Source organism: Burkholderia sp. MR1-5-21, from assembly GCF_053427715.1.
Genome location: NZ_JBSAXD010000007.1, coordinates 144,945 through 165,460 on the forward strand (window position 1 = coordinate 144,945; position 20,516 = coordinate 165,460).

At 68.6% G+C, this 20,516-nt stretch carries 20 protein-coding genes; 6 read left to right on the plus strand and 14 right to left on the minus strand.

What is annotated here, in order from left to right:
- Positions 1–21: 21 nt before the first annotated feature.
- On the minus strand, positions 22–1,170 hold the full coding sequence (locus ACV229_RS12310) for an anhydro-N-acetylmuramic acid kinase (RefSeq protein ID WP_448083403.1): 1,149 nt from the start codon (positions 1,168–1,170) through the stop codon (positions 22–24).
- A 141-nt stretch (positions 1,171–1,311) separates the two neighbouring features.
- Between ACV229_RS12310 and tyrS the strand changes: the two genes are divergently transcribed.
- From tyrS to ACV229_RS12325, 3 genes are read left to right on the plus strand one after another with little or no spacing between them, the layout of a single operon-like run.
- On the plus strand, positions 1,312–2,553 hold the full coding sequence (gene tyrS / locus ACV229_RS12315; protein WP_448083404.1) for a tyrosine--tRNA ligase: 1,242 nt from the start codon (positions 1,312–1,314) through the stop codon (positions 2,551–2,553).
- A complete protein-coding gene (gene dtd / locus ACV229_RS12320; RefSeq protein ID WP_448083405.1) occupies positions 2,550–3,008 on the plus strand; it encodes a D-aminoacyl-tRNA deacylase in 459 nt (152 codons plus the stop codon). The genes tyrS and dtd overlap by 4 nt, the downstream gene beginning before the upstream one ends.
- Before the next feature lie 23 nt (positions 3,009–3,031).
- Positions 3,032–3,694, plus strand: a complete 663-nt coding sequence (locus tag ACV229_RS12325) for a histidine phosphatase family protein (protein ID WP_448083406.1) — start codon at positions 3,032–3,034, stop codon at positions 3,692–3,694.
- A 143-nt stretch (positions 3,695–3,837) separates the two neighbouring features.
- Here the strand turns inward: ACV229_RS12325 and ACV229_RS12330 are convergent, their stop codons facing one another.
- The 9 genes from ACV229_RS12330 to ACV229_RS12370 form a co-directional block, all read right to left on the minus strand.
- A complete protein-coding gene (locus ACV229_RS12330; RefSeq protein ID WP_448083407.1) occupies positions 3,838–4,794 on the minus strand; it encodes an oxygenase MpaB family protein in 957 nt (318 codons plus the stop codon).
- A 25-nt stretch (positions 4,795–4,819) separates the two neighbouring features.
- Entirely contained in the window at positions 4,820–5,887 is a 1,068-nt protein-coding gene (gene ruvB, locus ACV229_RS12335; protein ID WP_448083408.1) for a Holliday junction branch migration DNA helicase RuvB, read from the minus strand.
- Between the two features lie 382 nt (positions 5,888–6,269).
- A complete protein-coding gene (gene ruvA / locus ACV229_RS12340; protein ID WP_448083409.1) occupies positions 6,270–6,851 on the minus strand; it encodes a Holliday junction branch migration protein RuvA in 582 nt (193 codons plus the stop codon).
- Between the two features lie 56 nt (positions 6,852–6,907).
- Entirely contained in the window at positions 6,908–7,450 is a 543-nt protein-coding gene (gene ruvC, locus ACV229_RS12345) for a crossover junction endodeoxyribonuclease RuvC (RefSeq protein ID WP_448079289.1), read from the minus strand.
- A 222-nt stretch (positions 7,451–7,672) separates the two neighbouring features.
- Entirely contained in the window at positions 7,673–9,238 is a 1,566-nt protein-coding gene (purH, locus tag ACV229_RS12350) for a bifunctional phosphoribosylaminoimidazolecarboxamide formyltransferase/IMP cyclohydrolase (RefSeq protein ID WP_448083410.1), read from the minus strand.
- A gap of 44 nt (positions 9,239–9,282) precedes the next feature.
- The gene (locus ACV229_RS12355; RefSeq protein WP_006401675.1) at positions 9,283–9,516 is read right to left on the minus strand and encodes a Fis family transcriptional regulator; all 234 of its coding nucleotides are present in this window, start codon (positions 9,514–9,516) and stop codon (positions 9,283–9,285) included.
- Positions 9,513–10,583: a tRNA dihydrouridine synthase DusB gene (gene dusB, locus ACV229_RS12360; protein WP_448083411.1), complete on the minus strand. Its 1,071-nt coding sequence runs from the start codon at positions 10,581–10,583 to the stop codon at positions 9,513–9,515. The genes ACV229_RS12355 and dusB overlap by 4 nt, the downstream gene beginning before the upstream one ends.
- Before the next feature lie 183 nt (positions 10,584–10,766).
- Positions 10,767–11,945: a UbiH/UbiF/VisC/COQ6 family ubiquinone biosynthesis hydroxylase gene (locus ACV229_RS12365; RefSeq protein ID WP_448083412.1), complete on the minus strand. Its 1,179-nt coding sequence runs from the start codon at positions 11,943–11,945 to the stop codon at positions 10,767–10,769.
- A gap of 40 nt (positions 11,946–11,985) precedes the next feature.
- Positions 11,986–13,383, minus strand: a complete 1,398-nt coding sequence (locus ACV229_RS12370; RefSeq protein ID WP_448083413.1) for an aminopeptidase P N-terminal domain-containing protein — start codon at positions 13,381–13,383, stop codon at positions 11,986–11,988.
- Between the two features lie 195 nt (positions 13,384–13,578).
- Here ACV229_RS12370 and ACV229_RS12375 point away from each other — a divergent pair, with 195 nt between their 5' ends.
- The gene (locus tag ACV229_RS12375) at positions 13,579–14,190 is read left to right on the plus strand and encodes a glutathione S-transferase family protein (RefSeq protein WP_448083513.1); all 612 of its coding nucleotides are present in this window, start codon (positions 13,579–13,581) and stop codon (positions 14,188–14,190) included.
- Between the two features lie 111 nt (positions 14,191–14,301).
- Here the strand turns inward: ACV229_RS12375 and ACV229_RS12380 are convergent, their stop codons facing one another.
- Together ACV229_RS12380 and ACV229_RS12385 are read right to left on the minus strand one after the other, a co-directional pair.
- Complete coding sequence (locus ACV229_RS12380) at positions 14,302–15,921, minus strand: FMN-binding glutamate synthase family protein (protein ID WP_448083414.1); 1,620 nt, start codon at positions 15,919–15,921, stop codon at positions 14,302–14,304.
- 211 nt (positions 15,922–16,132) lie between these two features.
- Positions 16,133–16,903: an NAD(P)H-dependent oxidoreductase gene (locus tag ACV229_RS12385; protein WP_448083415.1), complete on the minus strand. Its 771-nt coding sequence runs from the start codon at positions 16,901–16,903 to the stop codon at positions 16,133–16,135.
- Positions 16,904–16,977: 74 nt separating this feature from the next.
- Between ACV229_RS12385 and ACV229_RS12390 the strand changes: the two genes are divergently transcribed.
- On the plus strand, positions 16,978–17,352 hold the full coding sequence (locus tag ACV229_RS12390) for a winged helix-turn-helix transcriptional regulator (protein WP_448083416.1): 375 nt from the start codon (positions 16,978–16,980) through the stop codon (positions 17,350–17,352).
- 54 nt (positions 17,353–17,406) lie between these two features.
- Here ACV229_RS12390 and mnmA read toward each other — a convergent pair whose 3' ends face one another.
- Positions 17,407–18,588: a tRNA 2-thiouridine(34) synthase MnmA gene (gene mnmA / locus ACV229_RS12395; RefSeq protein WP_448083417.1), complete on the minus strand. Its 1,182-nt coding sequence runs from the start codon at positions 18,586–18,588 to the stop codon at positions 17,407–17,409.
- Entirely contained in the window at positions 18,585–19,094 is a 510-nt protein-coding gene (locus ACV229_RS12400) for an NUDIX hydrolase (protein WP_448083418.1), read from the minus strand. Before ACV229_RS12400 ends, mnmA begins: the two co-directional genes overlap by 4 nt.
- A 282-nt stretch (positions 19,095–19,376) precedes the next feature.
- Here ACV229_RS12400 and ACV229_RS12405 point away from each other — a divergent pair, with 282 nt between their 5' ends.
- Positions 19,377–20,516 carry a Re/Si-specific NAD(P)(+) transhydrogenase subunit alpha gene (locus ACV229_RS12405; RefSeq protein WP_448083419.1) on the plus strand — a complete coding sequence of 380 codons (1,140 nt, stop codon included), beginning with the start codon at positions 19,377–19,379 and terminating at the stop codon, positions 20,514–20,516.

Here is a 20,516-nt window from a genome sequence, read left to right on the forward strand (position 1 = left end):
GAATGATCGGCGTGCAGCGCTTCAGCGCGGATAGAGCGCGCCGAGCACGCGGTCGCCGGCGGCGCCGGTGACCGACGCGAGATTGCCGGGCTCGCGCGCGTTGAAGCGGCGTGCGAGCCACGCGAACGCGAGCGCTTCGACCTGCTGCGGCGGCACGCCGAGCGCGGTCGTCGTGTCGACCGCCGCGCGTACGCCGCGCTCGCGCAGCGCACGCGTGAGCGCATCGAGCAGCACGGGGTTGCGGGCGCCGCCGCCGCACACATAAACAGCCGTGCAGTCGGGCGCATGCTGTGCGACTTCGTGTGCGATCGACACGGCCGTCAGCGCCGTGAGCGTGGCCTGGACGTCCTCCGGCGCGAGCTGAGCGAATGCGGCCAGCCTGGCATCGAGCCAGGCCGGATTGAACAGGTCGCGTCCGGTGCTCTTCGGCGGCGGCGCGTCGAAATAGGGCTCGTCGAGCAGCACATCGAGCAGCGGCGCATGGACGGTGCCGCGCGCCGCGAACCGGCCGCCTTCATCGTAGGGTTTGCCGAGGTGGCGGCTCGCCCATTCGTCGATCAGCGCATTCGCGGGGCCGCAGTCGAAGCCGCGCACATCGCCGCCTTCGCCGGGCAGGATCGTGATATTGCTGATGCCGCCGAGATTGCAGACGACGCGCGTCTCGCCCGGCGCGCCGAACACGGTCGCGTGGAACGCGGGCACGAGCGGCGCGCCTTGGCCGCCCGCGGCGACGTCACGGCTGCGGAAATCGGCGATCACGTCGATATGCGTGAGTTCGGCGAGCAGCGCCGGATTGTTGATCTGCCGCGTATAGCCACGCTCGGGGCGATGTCGCACTGTCTGGCCGTGCACGCCGATCGCGCGCACCTGGTCGGGCGCAAGCCCCGCCGTGCGCTGCAGTTCGTGGCAGCACACCGCATAGCGCGTCGCGAGCGCGTTGGCCGCGAGCGCTTCGCACTCGATCTCGTCGTCCCCCGGCTGCTGCAGCGCGAACAGCGCGTCGCGCAGCGACTGCGCAAACCCGACGAACGCTTCGGCGAGCACCGCCGGCGGCTTGCCGTGCTCGAAGCGCACGGCGACGCCGTCGACGCCGTCCATGCTCGTTCCCGACATCAACCCGAAGTAAACGCCATCGGCCGGATGGCCGGGTGGCGGACGTCTTAGCGGCACGTGATCTCTCCCGAATCATGCGGCGCGGGCCAGTACCGCGCGCCTTGTGCCCGATTATCCGCGCAACCATGGCCGCCGTTAAGCGATGCGCGCGCAAGTTATGGGAAAATCCTTGTCTTTGCGACATTCCTTCTGGCACCGATGAGCACCGAACCCAGTTCCAAGCCTGTATTCCCGATCACCGACGAAGTCCGGCATGCGCTCGCCGTCACGAAGCGCGGCGTCGACGAACTGCTGATCGAGGAAGAGTTCGCGCAGAAGCTCGCGCGCAGCGCGGCCACCGGCAAGCCGCTTCGCATCAAGCTCGGCCTCGATCCGACCGCACCGGACATCCACATCGGCCACACGGTCGTGCTGAACAAGATGCGCCAGCTGCAGGACCTCGGCCACACGGTGATCTTCCTGATCGGCGATTTCACGTCGCTGATCGGCGATCCGTCCGGCCGCAACGCAACGCGCCCGCCGCTCACGCGCGAGCAGATCGAGTCGAACGCGAAGACCTATTTCGAACAGGCATCGCTCGTGCTCGACCGCGCGAAGACCGAGATCCGCTACAACAGCGAATGGTCGATGCCGCTCGGCGCGGACGGGATGATCAAGCTCGCGTCGCGCTACACGGTCGCGCGGATTCTCGAGCGCGAAGACTTCACGAAGCGCTTCCAGGGCGGCGTGCCGATCTCGATCCACGAGTTCCTGTACCCGCTGATGCAGGGCTACGATTCGGTCGCGCTGAATGCCGATCTCGAACTGGGCGGCACCGACCAGAAGTTCAACCTGCTCGTCGGCCGCGAACTGCAGAAGCAGTACGGCCAGGAACAGCAGTGCATCCTGACGATGCCGCTGCTCGAAGGCGTCGACGGCGTCGAGAAGATGTCGAAGTCGAAGGGCAACTATGTCGGCATCAGCGAGAAGCCGACCGACATGTTCGGCAAGCTGATGAGCATCTCGGACACGCTGATGTGGCGTTACTTCGAGCTGCTGTCGTTCCGCAGCATGGACGAGATCGTCGGCTTCCGGCGCGAGGCCGAGGCGGGCCGCAACCCGCGCGACTTCAAGGTGCTGCTCGCGCAGGAAATCGTCGCGCGCTTCCATTCGCAGGCCGACGCCGAGCGCGCGCTCGAGGACTTCAACCACCGCGCGAAGGGCGGCGTGCCGGACGACATCCCGTCGGTGACGCTCGCGGGCGCGCCGCTCGCGATCGGCCAGCTGCTGAAACAGGCGGGCCTCGTGCCGTCGACGAGCGAAGCGCTGCGCAACATCGAGCAGGGCGGCGTGAAGATCGACGGCGCGACCGTGTCGGACAAGGGCCTCAAGGTCGAGGCAGGCGAGTACGTCGTTCAGGTCGGCAAGCGCCGCTTCGCGCGCGTGACGCTGACCGCATGATCGCGCTGATCCAGCGCGTGAAGCGCGCCGACGTGCGCGTCGGCGACCGCGTGACGGGCGAGATCGGCGCGGGCCTGCTCGCGCTCGTCTGCGCGGAGCGGGGCGACACCGACGCGGCGGCCGACAAGCTGCTCGCGAAGGTCCTCGGCTACCGCGTGTTCAGCGATGCGGCCGGCAAGATGAACCTGCCGGTGTCGAACATCGACGGCGAAGGGCGCGCGGGCGGCTTGCTGCTCGTGTCGCAGTTCACGCTTGCAGCCGATACGAACAGCGGGCTGCGCCCGAGCTTCACGCCCGCGGCGCCGCCCGACGAGGGTGCGCGGCTGTTCGATTATTTCGTTGCCGCGGCGCGTGCGCGCCATCCGCTCGTCGCGACCGGCGAATTCGGCGCCGACATGCAGGTCTCGCTCGTCAACGACGGGCCGGTGACGTTCTGGCTGCAAGTGCGGCCCTGATTCTTTCCGGGAGCGCCGTCGCGATGGCTACCACGCAGATTCTCTTCATCCGTCATGGCGAGACGGCCTGGAACCGCATCAAGCGCATCCAGGGCCATATCGACATTCCGCTCGCCGATTCGGGGCTCGCGCAGGCGCAGCGGCTCGCCACGCGTCTTGCGCGCGATGCGCGCGACGGTGCGCGCGTCGACGCGATCTACTCGAGCGACCTGATGCGCGCGCAGCAGACCGCGCAGCCGGCCGCCGATGCGCTCGGCCTGCCGCTCGTGCTGCACGAAGGCCTGCGCGAGCGCGCATACGGCATCTTCCAGGGGCATGACAGCGGGGAGATCGAGGCGCGCTTTCCGGATGCGTATGCCGCATGGCAGACGCGCGACCCGGGTTTCGAACCCGAAGGCGGCGAGTCGCAGCGCGCGTTCTATCATCGCGTGCTGCATGCGCTCGAGCCGATCGTCGCCGCGCATCCGGGCGGCCGGATCGCGTGCGTTGCGCACGGCGGCGTGCTCGATTGCGTGTATCGATTCGCAAACGGGCTCGATCTCGACGCGCCGCGCAACTATCAGCTGCTCAATACGAGCATCAACGTCGTCGACTACGTGGACGGACGCGCGAACGTCGTGCAGTGGGCCGACATCTCGCATCTGAACGAGGCGAGCGACGACGACGGCTACAGCAGGGTCTTGTAGGCGCAGGCCGCGCGCCGCAACGGCGTCGTCGTTGCAGGTCGCGTGCATTATGCGCGCGGGCTCGGCGGCCGGTCTGCCGCCTGCGTGAGCCGTTGCTTCACCCGACGGGACCGCGGGCGGGCAGCGCACCGGGCGTCAGCTCGTCAGCTTCCTTTCCGTTCCGATTGCAACTCGTTGTGCGCCGTCGCCCGCCGACGCGCGCGCTTCGACGCGCCATTGACGAGCGCCCAGCGCAACACCGGCGCAACGGCGCGCACACCGGGCCGCACGAATGCGCGCCGCAACGGCGCGAATGCGGAGACCCCGAGCATGTCCTGCGCCCAGAGCGGCAGCAGGTCGATACCGGCGTGCATCACGAGGGTCGCGGCGGGCCGCATGACCGGCCTCGCGACCGGCGCGTTGAGCAGGATCCGCATGACCTCGAACGTGCGCGGCCCGGCCTCGAGTTCGGGCCGCATGCGCGTCAGGTACGCGGAGATCTCGGCGCGCGAGCGGGGCACGTCCTGTGCGCCGAGCATTTCGGCAATACGCGCCGTTTCCGCGTAGTAGCGATCCTGCAGTTCGCCCGGCAATGCCGGGTTCACGTAGCGCAAGTGCGCGGCGAGAAAGTTCGAGACTTCGGCAACGTGCACCCAGGTCAGCAGCGCCGGGTCGTCGGCCCGGTATGGCCGCCCGTCGGGTGCGGTGCCGTGCACCCTGGCGTGAATCGCCTTCACGCGCTCGATCAGCGCGAGCGCGTCCGCACTGTTGCCGAACGTGGTGCCGGAAATGAACGTCGCGGTGCGCCGCAGCCGCCCGAGGATGTCGGTGCGAAACGACGAATGATCCCATACGCCGGCGAGCGCGAGCGGATGCAGCGCCTGAAGCAACAGCGCGGAAATGCCGCCCGTCATCATCGACGCGAAATCCGCGTGCACGCGCCAGCAGACCGCATTGGGGCCGAACAGGCCCGGATCGCCGGGCGGCGTCGAGAAGTCGAGCGACGGGCCGCTGCCTGTCGTCAGATGCGTGACGCCGGCCACGAGCCGCTTGCGGAACGGCTCGAGCCAGCGCGGGTGCGAGGCGGGCGCGCCGGGGGGCGGGTTGGAGGGCGTCGTCATCGCTTGCGCGGCGTCGGGCGGGCCGTCATTGCCCGTCGGACGTCTCCCACGTGCCGCGTGCCGGGTTGCCCGCGTCGGGCGCGGCGAGCCCGAAGTGGCGGTAGGTCATCAGCGTCGCCACGCGCCCGCGCGGCGTGCGCTGCAGGAAGCCTTGCTGGATCAGGTACGGCTCGAGGACGTCCTCGATCGTGTCGCGCTCCTCGCCGATCGCCGCGGCGAGGTTGTCGATGCCGACCGGGCCGCCGTCGAACTTGTGCAGGATCGCTTCGAGCAGCTTGCGGTCCATCAGGTCGAAGCCGACCGGATCGACGTCGAGCATCGCGAGCGCCGCATCGGCGACGGACGCGGTGATGTTGCCGTCGGCCTTTACTTCCGCATAGTCGCGCACGCGGCGCAGCAGCCGGTTCGCGATCCGCGGCGTGCCGCGCGAGCGCTTTGCGATCTCGAGCGCACCGTTCGGATCGATCTGCGCGTGGAGTAGCGATGCCGAGCGGCGCACGATGCGCGACAGTTGCTCCGCGTCGTAGAACTCGAGCCGCGCGACGATCCCGAAACGGTCGCGCAGCGGGTTGGTCAGCATGCCGGCGCGGGTGGTCGCGCCGACGAGCGTGAACGGCTGCAGGTCGAGCTTCACGCTGCGCGCGGCCGGACCTTCGCCGATCATGATGTCGATCTGGTAATCCTCGAGCGCCGGATACAGGATTTCCTCGACGACCGGCGACAGCCGGTGGATCTCGTCGATGAACAGCACGTCGTTTGCCTCGAGGTTCGTCAGCAGCGCCGCGAGGTCGCCCGCGCGTTCGAGCACCGGGCCCGACGTCTGGCGCAGGTTGACGCCCATCTCGCGCGCGATGATGTGCGCGAGCGTGGTCTTGCCGAGACCCGGCGGGCCGAACAGCAGCACGTGGTCGAGCGGCTCGGAACGGCGCTTCGCGGCCTCGATGAAGATCTCGAGCTGGCCGCGCACCTTTTCCTGGCCGACGTATTCGTCGAGCTGGCGCGGCCGCAGCGCACGTTCGAACACCTCCTCGTGCGACGAGGCGGGCGTGGCGGCGATGATCCGCTCGGTGGCGAGTTTGTCGGTTTCAATCATGCGGCCATTGTACCGCGCGCCGCTGCCGGACCCAGGGCCTGTTCACGCTAATAACGGGCTTGCGCTGGCCGTCAGAAGGGCCGAGCGCAAGGATGGGACGCAGCGAATACCGGGCGTATTCGCAAGGAGCATGACGCGGCGATCGGCCCTTCTGGCGGCCAGCCCCAAGAGAGAATCTTTTAGTTACGGGAACGTGCCTTGCCGGCCGCATTGCGGCGTCGCGCATCGCTTGTTTGGCTTGGCCAAACGGCGCTCCTTGCTCCTTGCACTGCGACCGGCAAGGCACGTTCGCAAGCCCGTTATTAGCGTGAACAGGCCCTAGCCGAACGGCCGACTGGCGCGCCGCGTGCGGCGGCGCGATACTGCGTCGGACGCGTGGCCGTTACACCTTCGACAGCGCCTTGAGCGCGAGCTTGATGCCCTCGGACACACCCGTGCCGGCCGGCACGTTCTTGATCGCGGCGAGGCCTTCCTTCTCCGAGTAGCCGAGCGCGAGCAGCGCGTTGAGGATGTCGGTCGCGTGGTCGGACGGCGACGCGGCGCCGGCGAGCGCACCGAGGTCGGCGCCGAGCTTGCCCTTCAGTTCCAGCAGCAGGCGCTCGGCCGTTTTCTTGCCGATGCCGGGCAGGCGGGTCAGGCGGGCGGCGTCCTGCATCGTCACGACCTGCGCGAGCTCCGGCACGCTCATGCCGGACAGCACGGCGAGCGCCATGCGCGCGCCGATGCCGGTGATCTTGAGCAGCTCGCGGAAGGTCGTGCGCTCCTGGGCGGTCAGGAAACCGTACAGCAGGTGCGCATCCTCGCGGACGATCTGCTGCGTGAGCAGGACGACCCGTTCGCCGGTTTGCGGCAGGTTGTAGAACGTGCTCATCGGCACGTCGATTTCGTAGCCGACGCCGTTGCAGTCGACGAGCAGGTGAGGCGGGTTCTTTTCGAGCAGGATGCCGGCGATGCGACCGATCATGGATTGAGCGAGGCGAGGAAGAAAGCGCGAGTGTAGCGCACGCGCGCGTCAGCCGGTCAGCCGACGAGCCGGCCGCGCCGCACGCGCAGCCCTTTCTTCGCGAGCGCCGGCGCAAGGCCGCCAAGCGTGCTGAGCGTGTTGCCGCCGTGCGCGTGGCAGATCGCCATGCCGAGCGCGTCGGCGGCGTCGGAGCCCGGCTGCCCGGACAGGTTCAGCAGCCGCGTGACCATTTCCTGCATCTGCGCCTTGGTCGCGCGGCCGTAGCCGACGACGGCCTGCTTGAGCTGCAGCGCCGTGTACTCGGCGACCGGCAGCCCGCCCGACACGAGGCCGCAGATCGCGGCGCCGCGCGCCTGGCCGAGCAGCAGCGTCGATTGCGGGTTGACGTTGACGAACACCTTTTCGATCGCGGACTGGTCGGGCGCGTGTTCACGGATCAGCGTCGACACGCCTTCGAAGATCGTGCCGAGCCGCGTCGCGAGGTCCGCGGTCGACGTGCGGATCACGCCGCTCGCGACGTAGGCGAGATGGTGGCCGTGGACGTCGATGATGCCAAAGCCCGTGACGCGCAGGCCGGGGTCGATGCCGATAATTCGCATGATGAAGAGGATTGCTTGATGCAGCGATACTACAACGAATGGCGCCGCGCACCGTCGGGTCAGCGCCCGTTTGCGCGAAGAGCGGGCTTGCGAACACGCATGGCCGTCCACGGCGCAGCGCGTGACGCGCACCGTCCGGCCGGGCGTCGCGCAATAAAAAACCCGGCGGGTGCGACGCCGCCGGGCCTTCGTATCGCGGCCTCGCGGGCCGCGCGCAGTCGATCAGTGACGGAAGTGGCGCACGCCCGTCAGGATCATCGCGATGTTGTGCTCGTCGGCTGCCGCGATCACTTCGTCGTCGCGCACCGAGCCGCCCGGCTGGATCACGCAGGTCGCGCCCGCTGCGACGACGACGTCGAGGCCGTCACGGAACGGGAAGAACGCGTCCGACGCGACGGCCGAACCGGCGAGCGTGAGGCCCGCGTTCTGCGCCTTGATGCTCGCGATGCGCGCCGAGTCGACGCGGCTCATCTGGCCCGCGCCGACGCCGAGCGTCATGCCGTTGCCGCAGAACACGATCGCGTTCGACTTCACGTACTTCGCGACGCGCCATGCGAACAGCAGGTCGTCCATTTCCTTCGGCGTCGGGTGACGCTTCGTGACGACGCGCAGTTCACGCGGCTGCACGTTCTTCGCATCGAGCGACTGCACGAGCAGGCCGCCGCCGACACGCTTCAGGTCGAATGCGTTATGGCCGTCGCCGAGCGCGATCTCGAGCAGGCGCACGTTCTGCTTCGCGGCGAACACCTGCTTCGCGGCGTCGGTGAACGACGGCGCGATCAGCACTTCGACGAACTGCTTCGCAACGGCTTGCGCGGCCGCTTCGTCCACTTCGCGGTTGAACGCGATGATGCCGCCGAACGCCGACGTCGGGTCGGTCTGGAATGCCTTCGCGTACGCGTCGGCCGAATCGTTGCCGACTGCGACGCCGCACGGGTTCGCGTGCTTGATGATCACGCAGGCGGGCGCGTCGAACGTCTTCACGCATTCCCATGCCGCGTCCGAATCGGCGATGTTGTTGTACGACAGTTCCTTGCCCTGCAGCTGGCGGTAGTTCGCGAGCGCGCCGGCTTGCGGCGCGATATCGCGGTAGAACGCCGCGCTCTGGTGCGGGTTCTCGCCGTAGCGCAGGTCCTGCACTTTCTCGAACGCCATGTTCAGCGTCGCCGGGTAAGCATTGCGCGACGCATGCTTCAGCTCGTCGGTCAGGCTCGTCAGGTAGTTCGTGATCGCACCGTCGTACTGCGCGGTGTGCGCGAACACCTTCGTCGCGAGGCGGAAGTTGGTCGGGTAGCCGACCGTATTGCCGTTCGCCTTCATCTCGTCGAGCACGACTGCGTAGTCGGCCGGATCGACGATCACCGTCACGTCGCGGTGGTTCTTCGCGGCCGAGCGCAGCATCGTCGGGCCGCCGATGTCGATGTTCTCGATCGCGTCGGCAAGCGTGCAGTCGTCCTTCGCGATCGTCGCGACGAACGGATACAGGTTCACGACGAGCAGGTCGATCGTCGGGATGCCGTGCTGCTCGAGCGCCTGCATGTGTTCCGGCAAGTCGCGGCGCGCAAGGATGCCGCCGTGCACTTTCGGATGCAGCGTCTTCACGCGCCCATCGAGCATTTCCGGGAAGCCCGTGTAGTCGGCCACTTCGGTAACGGGCAGGCCCGCGTCGGCGAGCAGTTTCGCGGTGCCGCCCGTCGACAGCAGCTTGACGCCGAGGTCGGACAGCGACTTTGCGAAATCGACGATGCCGGTCTTGTCGGAAACGGAAATGAGCGCTTGCTTGATCATGATGGAACCACCAATAGCCAGGGAAACGGGGATAGGGCGGCCGGCTACAGCAGGCCGTGCTGCTGCAGCTTCTTGCGCAGCGTGTTGCGGTTGATGCCGAGGTACTCCGCGGCGAGCGACTGGTTGCCGCCCGCCTGTTCGAGCACGACCTCGAGCATCGGCTTTTCGACGCAGGACATCACCATTTCATAGACGTCGTGCGGATTGGAGCCGTCTAGATCCCGGAAATACACGTCCAGGCTCTCGCGGACACATTGTTCGATGTTGTGCTTGCTCATGCTGCTAACTGGTTATGGTCGTCCGCCTCGCGCTGGCCTGGCTCGTCTTCGTCCTCGTCGACATAGACGAGGTGATCGGACAGCGCCTTTTGCGCCTCGAAGAACGCATTGACGGCGGCGAGCTGCTCGCGGGTGGAATCGAGCGTGTTCATCCGGTGCCGGAACCCGTTGGCTCCGGAAAGGCCGCGAGTGTACCAGCCGATGTGCTTGCGCGCAGTACGGACTCCCGTGAATTCTCCGTAGAACGCGTAGTGGTCTTCCAGATGCTCGTTCATCACCTGCTGGATCTCGTTGATCAGCGGCGGCGGCAGCAGCTCGCCGGTTTGCAGGAAATGATCGATTTCGCGGAACAGCCACGGCCGACCTTGCGCGGCACGACCGATCATCAGCGCATCGGCGCCCGTCGCGTCGAGCACCGCCTTCGCCTTTTGCGGCGACGTGATGTCGCCGTTCGCGACGACCGGAATGCCGACGGCCGCCTTCACGGCCGCGATCGTCTCGTATTCGGCGTCGCCGCGGTACAGATCGGCGCGCGTACGGCCGTGCACGGTGAGCATCGAGATGCCGGCGGCCTCGGCGAGGCGCGCGACGGTGATCGCGTTCTTGTGCTCGCGGTCCCAGCCGGTGCGGATCTTCAGCGTGACGGGCACGGCATCCGGCCCGATGCCGACCGCGCCGACGACCGCCTCGACGATCTGCTTCACGAGCGGCTCGTTCTGCAGCAGCGCGGAGCCGGCCGCGACGTTGCAGACCTTCTTCGCCGGGCAGCCCATGTTGATGTCGATGATCTGCGCGCCGTTGTCGACGTTGTAGCGGGCGGCTTCGGCCATCATCGCCGGATCGGCGCCGGCGATCTGCACGGCGATCGGCTCGACTTCGCCTTCGTGGTTCGCGCGGCGCATCGTCTTGGCGCTTTTCCACAACTGGGCGTTCGATGCGACCATTTCGGACACGGCGTAGCCGGCCCCCAGCCGTTTGCAGAGCTGGCGGAACGGACGGTCCGTCACACCCGCCATCGGGGCGACGAACAGGTTGTTACGCAATACGTGAGAGCCGATAACGGGCATCGCAATGGCACCGCCCGCGACCAGCGCGGGCACGAAAAGGGCGGAGGGAAAACGCGCATTTTACCGTATTCCCCCGCCATGCCGATTTGACCCGGTTTGTGTGACGCGCCGTACGTCGCACCGGCACAAGTCCGGCGCCATGCGCGTGCAGGCGGCGGAGCATTGCGCCGGCTGCGCTTTGCGTCAGCCGCGCTGGCCGAACATCATCTGGCGGGCGATCGCGGTCTTGAGCGGCGGCACGAACTCGAGCGCGGTGAGCGCCGCGCCGCGCAGCAACGCAAACGGTGCCGATTCGATCGTGAAAAGCCGCGCGAGCGTATCGGTCGCGCCGATCGTGAGCCGGCGGTCGAGCGCGCGCCGCGCATTGAAGGCCGCGAGCGCGGCCGGTTCGGCGCCGTGCGTGGACAGTGCGTCGACGAGCGTGTGCGCGTCGCGCAGGCCAAGGTTCAGCCCCTGGCCCGCGACCGGGTGCAGCGTCTGCGCGGCATTGCCGACGATCGCGATGCGGCGGTCGACCAGCGTCTGCGCGACGTTGAGCCCGAGCGGGAACGATGCGCGCCCTGCGATCGCGACGAAGCGGCCCATCCGCTCGCCGAATGCGCGGCCGAGCTCGCGCAGGAACGCGTCGTCGGGCAGTGCGGCGCGGCGTGCGGCTTCGCCGGGCTCGCAGCACCACACGAGCGCGTAATCGGCGCCGCCGAGCGGCAGCAGCGCGAGCGGCCCTTCGTGCGTGAAGCGCTCCCACGCGACGTTCGGACGCGGCGCGGATACCGTCACCGTGCCGACGAGCGCGGTCTGGCCGTAGTCGCGGCGATGCTTGCCGGCGTCGGCCTGCTGCTCGTGGAACAGCCCGCCTTCGGCATTGACGACGACGCGCGCCCGCAGCGTGCGTTCGCCGTGCGGGCCGTCGAGCGTCAGCGTGACGCCGTCGGCGTCCTGCTGCGGCGCGCGTGCGGACGTCGACGTAAGCCAGTCGACGCGCGTGCCGCGGACCGCGCCGGCAAGCGCCTGCACGAGCGAGCCGTAGCGCACGACGTAGCCGAGCGCGGCGAGGTCGTGTTCGTCGCGGTCGATCAGCGTGCGGCCGAAATGACCGCGCTGCGATACGTGGATGTGCTCAATCGGCGTCGCGTCGGCGGGCCATGCGAGCGTGTCGAGCAGCACGCGGCTGCCGTGCGACACCGCGATCGCGCGCGGATCGTTCGCGCTCGCCGCGGGTTCGCGCGCGTCGATCAGCGCGATCGACCACGGCTGCGTCGCGCTGCGCCGTGCGAGCCAGCCGGCCAGCGCGAGCCCGACCGGGCCCGCGCCGACGATGGCGATGTCATGGTCCGGCGTGGCCGGGGAGGAGTCGGTCGTCATCGGGAATCGTGAAACGGATGAAACGGTCTGCGCCGCACGTTCAGGCGCCGTGCGCCGTGCCCGCACGCATCAGCGCCTCGATCTCGGCGGCCGCAACGGGCACGTCGCGCGTGATCAGCTCGCAGCCGTTCTCGCGCACGATCGCGTCGTCCTCGATGCGGATGCCGATGTTCCAGTATTCGGGCGGCACGTCGTCGGCCGCGCGCACGTACAGGCCCGGCTCGACGGTCAGCGCCATCCCGGCCTTCAGCGTGCGCCACGGCAGCGCGCCTTTGTCGTCGCGCGCGGCGAGCCGCTCGCGGTAGTCGCCGCAATCGTGCACGTCCATGCCGATCCAGTGGCCCGTGCGGTGCATGTAGAAGCGCGCGTACGCGCGTTCGGCGATCACGTCGTCGACACTCGAGAAGCGCGCTTTCGGGATGATGTCGGTGTCGAGCAGCCCCTGCGCGAGCACGCGCACCGCGGCGTCGTGCGGCGCCTCGAACGGCACGCCGGCGCGCGTCGCGTCGATCGCCGCCTGCTGCGCGGCGAGCACGATGTCGTACAGCGCGCGCTGTGCGGGCGAGAAGCGGCCGCTCGCCGGGAACGTGCGCGTGATGTCCGACGCATAGCCGTCGAGCTCGCAAGCCGCGTCGATCAGGATCAGGTCGCCGTCCTGCGCGACCGCGTTGCCGGCCGGGTAGTGCAGCACGCATGCGTTCGCGCCCGCCGCGACGATCGAGCCGTACGCGGGCGCCTGCGCGCCATGCTTGCGGAACGTGTAGAGCAGCTCGGCCTCGAGTTCGTACTCGCGCACGCCGGGCCGGCAGGCCTGCATCGCGCGCCGATGCGCGAGCGCCGAGATGTGCGCGGCGCGCATCATGATCGCGAGCTCGTGTTCGTCCTTGACGAGCCGCATGTCGTCGAGCACCGGCGTGAGGTCGAGCAGCGCGTCCGGCGCGGCGACGCCCGTGCGTGCCTGCGCGCGCACCGCGTCGAGCCAGCGGTCGAGGCGGCCGTCGAACTCGGCCGATGCGCCGAACCGGTAGTGCACGGTGCCCGCGTCGGCGAGCAGGCGCGGCATTTCCGTGTCGAGCACGTCGATGGCGAACGCCGCGTCGAAGCCGAACGCGTCGCACGCAGCCTCGGGGCCGTAGTGGAAGCCTTCCCAGATTTCGCGGTCGGCGTTCTTCGCGCGGCAGAACAGGATCGATTGCGGCGCGCCGTGTGGTGCGGACGCGTTCAGCACCAGCACCGCGTCAGGCTCCGCGAAGCCCGTCAGGTAATAGAAGTAGCTGTCATGGCGATACGGGTAGCCCGTGTCGCGATTGCGCAGCACTTCGGGCGCGGTGGGGACGATGGCGATGCCGCCGCCCGCGGCGCGCAGTGCGGCAAGCACGCGCTCGCGGCGCTGGCGGTAGACGTCGACGGCGATGGCAGATTCGTGGGGCGCATTCATCGTGCGATTGTAGCGCCGCCGGACGCGGCGTGTGAGAGGGGACGGAACGGAACGCGCAAGGGGGCGGGCAAGGAGGCCGCCGCGGCTGTTGCAAACCATCCACAGGCCGGACGGGCGATTTTCTACCGACTGTCGCTGGCCGGTTATGATCGGCGACAACGTATACTCTCGGCGGTTCCCCAACAAAGGCAGATGATGAAATTAATCGGTTCGCTCAGCAGCCCGTACGTCCGAAAGGCGCGAATCGTGCTTGCTGAAAAGAAAATCGACTACAAGCTGGAGCTCGACAATGTCTGGGCGCCGGACACGAACATTCATGCCTCGAACCCGCTCGGCAAGGTTCCGTGTCTCGTGATGGAAGATGGCGCCGCGGTGTTCGACTCCCGCGTGATCTGCGAATACGTCGACACGCTGTCCCCGGTCGGCAAGCTGATTCCGCCGTCCGGCCGCGAGCGCGTCGAGGTGCGCTGCTGGGAAGCACTGTGCGACGGCGCGCTCGACGCGTCGGTCGCGATTCGCCTCGAGCATACGATGCGCGACGAGGCGCAGCGCAGCGCGAGCTGGATCGAGCGCCAGCAGCGCAAGATCGACGATGCGCTCGTCGCGATGTCGCAGGGCCTCGGCGGCAAGACCTGGTGCGTCGGTAATCATTACACGCTCGCCGACATCGCGCTCGGCTGCGCGCTCGGCTATCTCGACTTCCGGATGCCCGAACTCAACTGGCGCGACCGCCATCCGAACCTCGACAAGCATTTCGTGAAGCTGATGCAGCGGCAGTCGTTCGTCGACACGGTGCCGCAGGGGTGACACGGACGGCACGGCCGCCGATGCAGCCCATGCATTCCGCAGATGAAAAACGCGCCCGAGGGGCGCGTTTTTCGTTGCTGCTCGCTCGGCCCGGTCAAGCGGCCGGCTTCGTCACTCGATCGACGTGTAGACGGCGTCGCCGAGCGTGAACGAATCGCTGCGCGCGAGCGGCCACCATTTGTCATACAGCGTGAAGCCGCAAACGTTGCCGTCCAGCAGCGCGCCCGGCTTCAGGTACTTCAGCAGCTGCGACATCAGCCGGACCTCGTGCGGCGCGATGCGCTGCACGATGTGATGCGCGCGCAGCTCGGACGGATGCGACAGGCCGGCCGCCTGCACGAGTTCCTGCAGCGCGTGCAGCGTGTTGCGGTGGAAGTTGAAGACGCGATCGGACTTGTCCGGCACGACGAGCGCGCGCTGGCGCACGGGGTCCTGCGTCGCGACGCCGGTCGGGCAGCGGCCCGTGTGGCAGGTCTGCGCCTGGATGCAGCCGACCGCGAACATGAAGCCGCGCGCCGAGTTCACCCAGTCCGCGCCGATCGCGAGCGTGCGCGCAACGTCGAACGCGGTGATGATCTTGCCGCTCGCGCCGATCTTCACGCGGTCGCGCACGCCGATCCCGACGAGCGTGTTGTGCACGACCAGCAGCCCTTCCTGCAGCGGCACGCCGACGTGGTCGGTGAATTCGAGCGGCGCGGCGCCGGTGCCGCCTTCCGCGCCGTCGACGACGATGAAGTCCGGCACGATGCCGGTCTCGAGCATCGCCTTCGCGATGCCGAAGAATTCCCACGGATGGCCGATGCACAGCTTGAAGCCGGTCGGCTTGCCGCCGGACAGGGTGCGCAGCCGCTCGACGAATTCGAGCAGGCCGCGCGGCGTCGAGAATTCCGAGTGCGTCGCGGGCGAGATGCAGTCCTTGCCCATCGGCACGCCGCGCGTCTCCGCGATCTCCGGCGTGATCTTCGCGGCCGGCAGCACGCCGCCGTGGCCGGGCTTCGCGCCCTGCGACAGCTTGATCTCGATCATCTTCACCTGCGGATCGGCCGCCTGCTTCGCGAACTTGTCCGGGCTGAACGTGCCGTCGTCGTTGCGGCAGCCGAAGTAGCCGGACGCGATTTCCCAGATGATGTCGCCGCCGTTCTCGCGGTGGTATTTCGACAGCGAGCCTTCGCCGGTGTCATGCGCGAAGCCGCCTTTCTTCGCGCCGAGGTTCAGCGCGCGGATCGCGTTCGCGGACAGCGAGCCGAAGCTCATCGCCGAGATGTTGAAGATCGAGATGTCGTACGGCTGCGCGCGGCTCGCGCCGACGCGGATGCGGAAATCGTGGTTCGGCAGCTTCGTCGGCGCGAGCGAATGGCTGATCCATTCATGCGCGACCGCCTTCACGTTCAGCTCGGTGCCGTACGGCCGGTTGTCGCCGACGTTCTTCGCGCGCTGGTACACGAGGCTGCGTTGCGCGCGTGAAAACGGTTTCTCGTCGGTGTCGTCCTCGACGAAGTACTGGCGGATTTCCGGGCGGATGAATTCGAACAGGAAGCGCAGGTGGCCCCACAGCGGGTAGTTGCGCAGGATCGCGTGGCGGTCCTGGTTGAGATCGTAGAGGCCGAGGGCGACGAGGGCGGCGGGGATCGCAAGCCAGAGCCACGCGATCGCATGGCCGGCGGCGAGGGCCGCGACCGCCACGAACAGGACGACGGCGCACCACATCGCGAGATAGCGTCGGGAAAACATTGGGGACTCCCTGTACATTTTCTGAATCGCCGCGATGCGCGATGCGTCGGCGCGGCGGCGGGCGCAACAGCCGGCGGCCGCCTGTGCCGGGTGCGCGGCGACATCCGTCTCGCGGGACCGCGCATGCGCGCTGCGACCGGCGCCGATGCTGGGCCAGAGTCTACTACGGGAACCGGAAAGCCTGCGCTGAAGTGCCGCACGGCCGGGCGCGTCAGCCCTCGCGTCGCGCGTGGCGGATGAACGGGCTGTACACGGGGGCGTCCGGCTTCAGCGTGACGCCGGCGTCGAAGTCCTCGTCCCGGTTGAACGGCATCCGTGGCCACGCGGACCAGTCGCGCACCCGCGCGCGATAGGCGTCGACCCGTTCCTGCAGGGCGGCGTCCCGTCGCCGGGCGGCCGCGCTGCCGGGATCGTCTCGCACGTCGTGGATCAGGTGCGGCTCGAGCACGTCGAAGCCGACATAGTGCAGCGCGTACATGAGCGGCCACAGCAGCAGGCGCGTATCGCCTTCGCGCCCGTCGGGCGCACAGGCTGTCGCCGACGATCCGGTCGTCACGCTCAGCAGCGCGCGGCGCCCCCGCATGACGCCGCGTTCGTGGCGCCGGCGGCTGTCGTAGAGGCCGCCATACACGAACACGCGGTCCATCCAGCCCTTGAGGATCGCGGGCGCGCCGAACCACCACAGCGGGAATTGCAGGACCAGCGCGTCGGCCGCATGCAGCATGTCGACGTGCTGCCGGATCTCGGGAGCGAGCGAGCCGCGCTGCCAGTGATGGCGTTGCTCGCGCTGCGCGTCGAAACGCGCCGGATCGAGCCGGTCGGCGTGGTGCCACGGGGCCTCGCGCGCGTCGAAGCCGTCCGCGTACAGGTCGACGACGGTCGCGGCATGCCCCTGCTCGTGCCAGGTGGCTGCCGCCGCGCCGGCCAGGTGCGCGTTGAACGAGCGGGGTTCCGGATGGGCGACGAGGATCAGTGCGTGCATGAGCGGGCTCCGACGATGTGCGACGATGATGGCCCGCGGCTGCCGGCCGCGCAATTACGCACCCGGAGGTAACCATGGCATTCCCCGGCGACGTCTACGCGGCCGACTGTTCGGCGCGCGACGCGCTCACGCTGGTCGCCGGCAAATGGACGTTGCTGATCCTGCCCGCGCTGGCGGCGGGGCCGTTGCGCAACGGCGAGTTGCTGGCGCGCATCGGCGGCATTTCGCAGAAGGTGTTGACGCAGAATTTGCGCGAGCTGGAGCGCAACGGGCTGATCGTGCGCGTGGACTTTCGCGCGCGGCCCGCGCGCGTCGAGTACCGGTTGACGCCGGTGGCGGAATCGCTGGTGGTCACGCTGATCGCGCTCGACCGGTGGGCCGAGCGGCATTTTCCCGAACTCGACGCGGCGCGCGAGCGCTACGACGCCGCGTTGCGCCGCACGGCCTGATGGACGCGGCGCAGCGCGGTTCGGGGGAGGGCCGGGAGCTGGCCGGCAGGCCGCTCAGCGTGCTGCGACGAGCGCCGGCGCGCCGGCCTCCGCGGCCTCCGCGGCCTCCGCGGGCGCCGCGTGGCCGGGCTGGCCGGTCGCCGCGAACTCGATGATGCCGCCGCCGAGGCAGATCTCGCCGTCGTACAGCACCGCCGACTGGCCGGGCGTGACCGCCCATTGCGCATCGTCGAACGCGAGCGAGAAGCGCTCGCCGCCGGCCCGGCCTGACGCGGCCCGCGCGAACGTGCACGCGGCGTCGGCCTGCCGGTAGCGGGTCTTCGCGCCGCACGCGACGCCGTCGGCCGGCGGCTCGCCGGCGGTCCAGCTGACGTTGCCGGCGACGAGCTCGCGCGACAGCAGCCACGGGTGATCGTGGCCCTGCACGACGTAGAGCGTGTTCGACGGGATGTCCTTCGCGGCGACGAACCACGGTTCGCCGCTGCCGTCCTTGCTGCCGCCGAGGCCGATGCCCTTGCGCTGGCCGAACGTGTAGAACGCGAGGCCGATGTGCTCGCCGACCGTCTTGCCGTCGGGCGTCTTCATCGGGCCGGGTTTCGTCGGCAGATAGCGGTTCAGGAAATCGCGGAACGGCCGCTCGCCGATGAAGCAGATGCCCGTCGAATCCTTTTTCTTCGCGTTCGGCAGGCCGATCTGCGCGGCGATCTCGCGCACCTTCGTCTTCGGGATCTCGCCGAGCGGGAACATCGTCTTCGACAGCTGCGCCTGGTTCAGCCGGTGCAGGAAGTACGACTGGTCCTTCGTATGGTCGAACGCCTTCAGCAGCTCGAAGCGGCCGTCGCGCTCGCGCACGCGCGCGTAGTGGCCGGTCGCGATCGTTTCCGCGCCGAGCGTCATCGCGTGGTCGAGAAACGCCTTGAACTTGATCTCGGCGTTGCACAGCACGTCCGGGTTCGGTGTGCGGCCCGCCGAGTATTCGCGCAGGAATTCGGCGAACACGCGGTCCTTGTATTCGGCGGCGAAGTTGACGGCCTCGACGTCGATGCCGATCAGGTCGGCGACCGACACGACGTCGATCCAGTCCTGGCGCGTCGAGCAGTATTCGCCGTCGTCGTCGTCTTCCCAGTTCTTCATGAACAGGCCGACGACGTCGTAACCCTGTTCCTTCAGCAGCCAGGCGGTCACCGACGAATCGACGCCGCCCGACATGCCCACTACCACACGGCGCTTGCTCATTTGTCCACCGCCTGACGGTCGAACGCGTCCGGCCGCGGCGCGACCGAATGCGTGTGCACGAATTCGAGCGGAATGCGCCGCCCGGCGAGATAGTCGTCGACGCAGCGCATCACCGCCGGCGAGCGATGGCGCTCGCTGCATGCGCGCAGCTCGTCGGCCGTCATCCACAGCGTGCGGACGATGCCGTCGTCGAGCCGGTGCCCGGCGAGCGGCTCGCCGGCCGTGCCGCAGAACGTGAAGCGCAGGTACGTCGCGCCGGCGTTGCCGGGGCGTTCGTAGTGCGCGAGGTACACGCCGACGAGCGCGGCGGGTTCGAACGGATGCGCGGTTTCCTCGAGTGTCTCGCGAATCACCGCGTCGGCAAGCGATTCGCCGGCTTCGAGATGGCCGGCCGGCTGATTGATGCGCAGGCCCGTCGACGTCTCTTCCTCGATCATGAGGAAGCGGCCGGCGTGCTCGACGAGCGCCGCGACGGTCACATGCGGGGTCCAGATTTCGGGTTTCATGGGTGGGCATTTTACCGGTTGCGCCCGGACGCTGCCGGGTGCAACGTGATGACGGTTCCGACCCCGGCTGATCGTCCGCATGTGCGAGGCGCGCGCGCTTGTCAAGTGCTGCAATGCAACAGTGCCGCACGATCGTGCGCAAAGCGCTGGCGCAGCCCCCGCTTTCGGTTAAAGTGCAGCGTGAACGCCGTTGCTCGTGAGCCGGTATGACAGCCTGTCCGGCTTGCCATCGCAGTAAGAATCGAAAGAAAGAATTACTGACAATGACTGGAGGAACAGACAATGCATATCGGAGTGCCTGCTGAAACGCGGGCGAACGAGGCGCGCGTGGCCGCGACGCCGGAGACCGTCAAGAAATACGCGGCCGGCGGCCACCGCGTGAGCGTCGCGAAGGGGGCCGGCGTCGCGGCCAGCTATCCCGACGACGCGTACGCGGCCGCCGGCGCCGAATTGACCGACCAGTCGGCCGCTTTCGACGCCGACATCGTGCTGAAGGTCCAGGCGCCCACTGACACCGAAATTCCATTGCTCAAGCGCGGCTCCGTGCTCGTCGGCATGCTCGACCCGTTCAACGGCGAGCAGGCCGCGCAGCTCGCGGCGGCCGGCGTGACGGGCTTCGCGCTCGAAGCCGCGCCACGCACGACGCGCGCGCAAAGCCTCGACGTGCTGTCGTCGCAGGCCAACATCGCCGGCTACAAGGCGGTGCTCGTCGCCGCCGCGCTGTATCCGCGCTTCCTGCCGATGCTGATGACGGCCGCCGGCACCGTGAAGGCCGCGCGCGTGCTGATCCTTGGCGCGGGCGTGGCCGGGCTGCAGGCGATCGCGACCGCGAAGCGCCTCGGCGCGGTGATCGAGGCGTCCGACGTGCGTCCGGCCGTGAAGGAGCAGATCGAGTCGCTCGGCGCGAAGTTCCTCGACGTGCCGTACGAAACCGACGAGGAGCGCGAAGCCGCGCAAGGCGTCGGCGGCTACGCGCGGCCGATGCCCGCGTCGTGGCTCGGCCGCCAGGCCGCGCTCGTGCACGAGCGTGCGAAGCAGGCCGACATCGTCATCACCACCGCGCTGATCCCGGGCCGTCCCGCGCCGACGCTGATCTCGGTCGAGACCGTGCAGTCGATGAAGCCCGGCTCGGTGCTGATCGACCTGGCCGCCGGCCGCGGGCCGGAATTCGACGGCCGGAAGAGCGGCAACTGCCCGCTGACCGTCGCCGATCAGGTGATCGTCCACAACGGCGTGACGATCGCCGGCCATACGAACCTCGCGTCGATGGTCGCGTCGGATGCGTCGGCGCTGTACGCGCGCAACCTGCTCGACTTCATGAAGCTGATCGTCGCGAAGGACGGCACGCTGAACATCGACCTGACCGACGACATCGTCGCCGCGACGCTGCTGTGCCGCGACGGCGCAGTGACGCGCAAATAA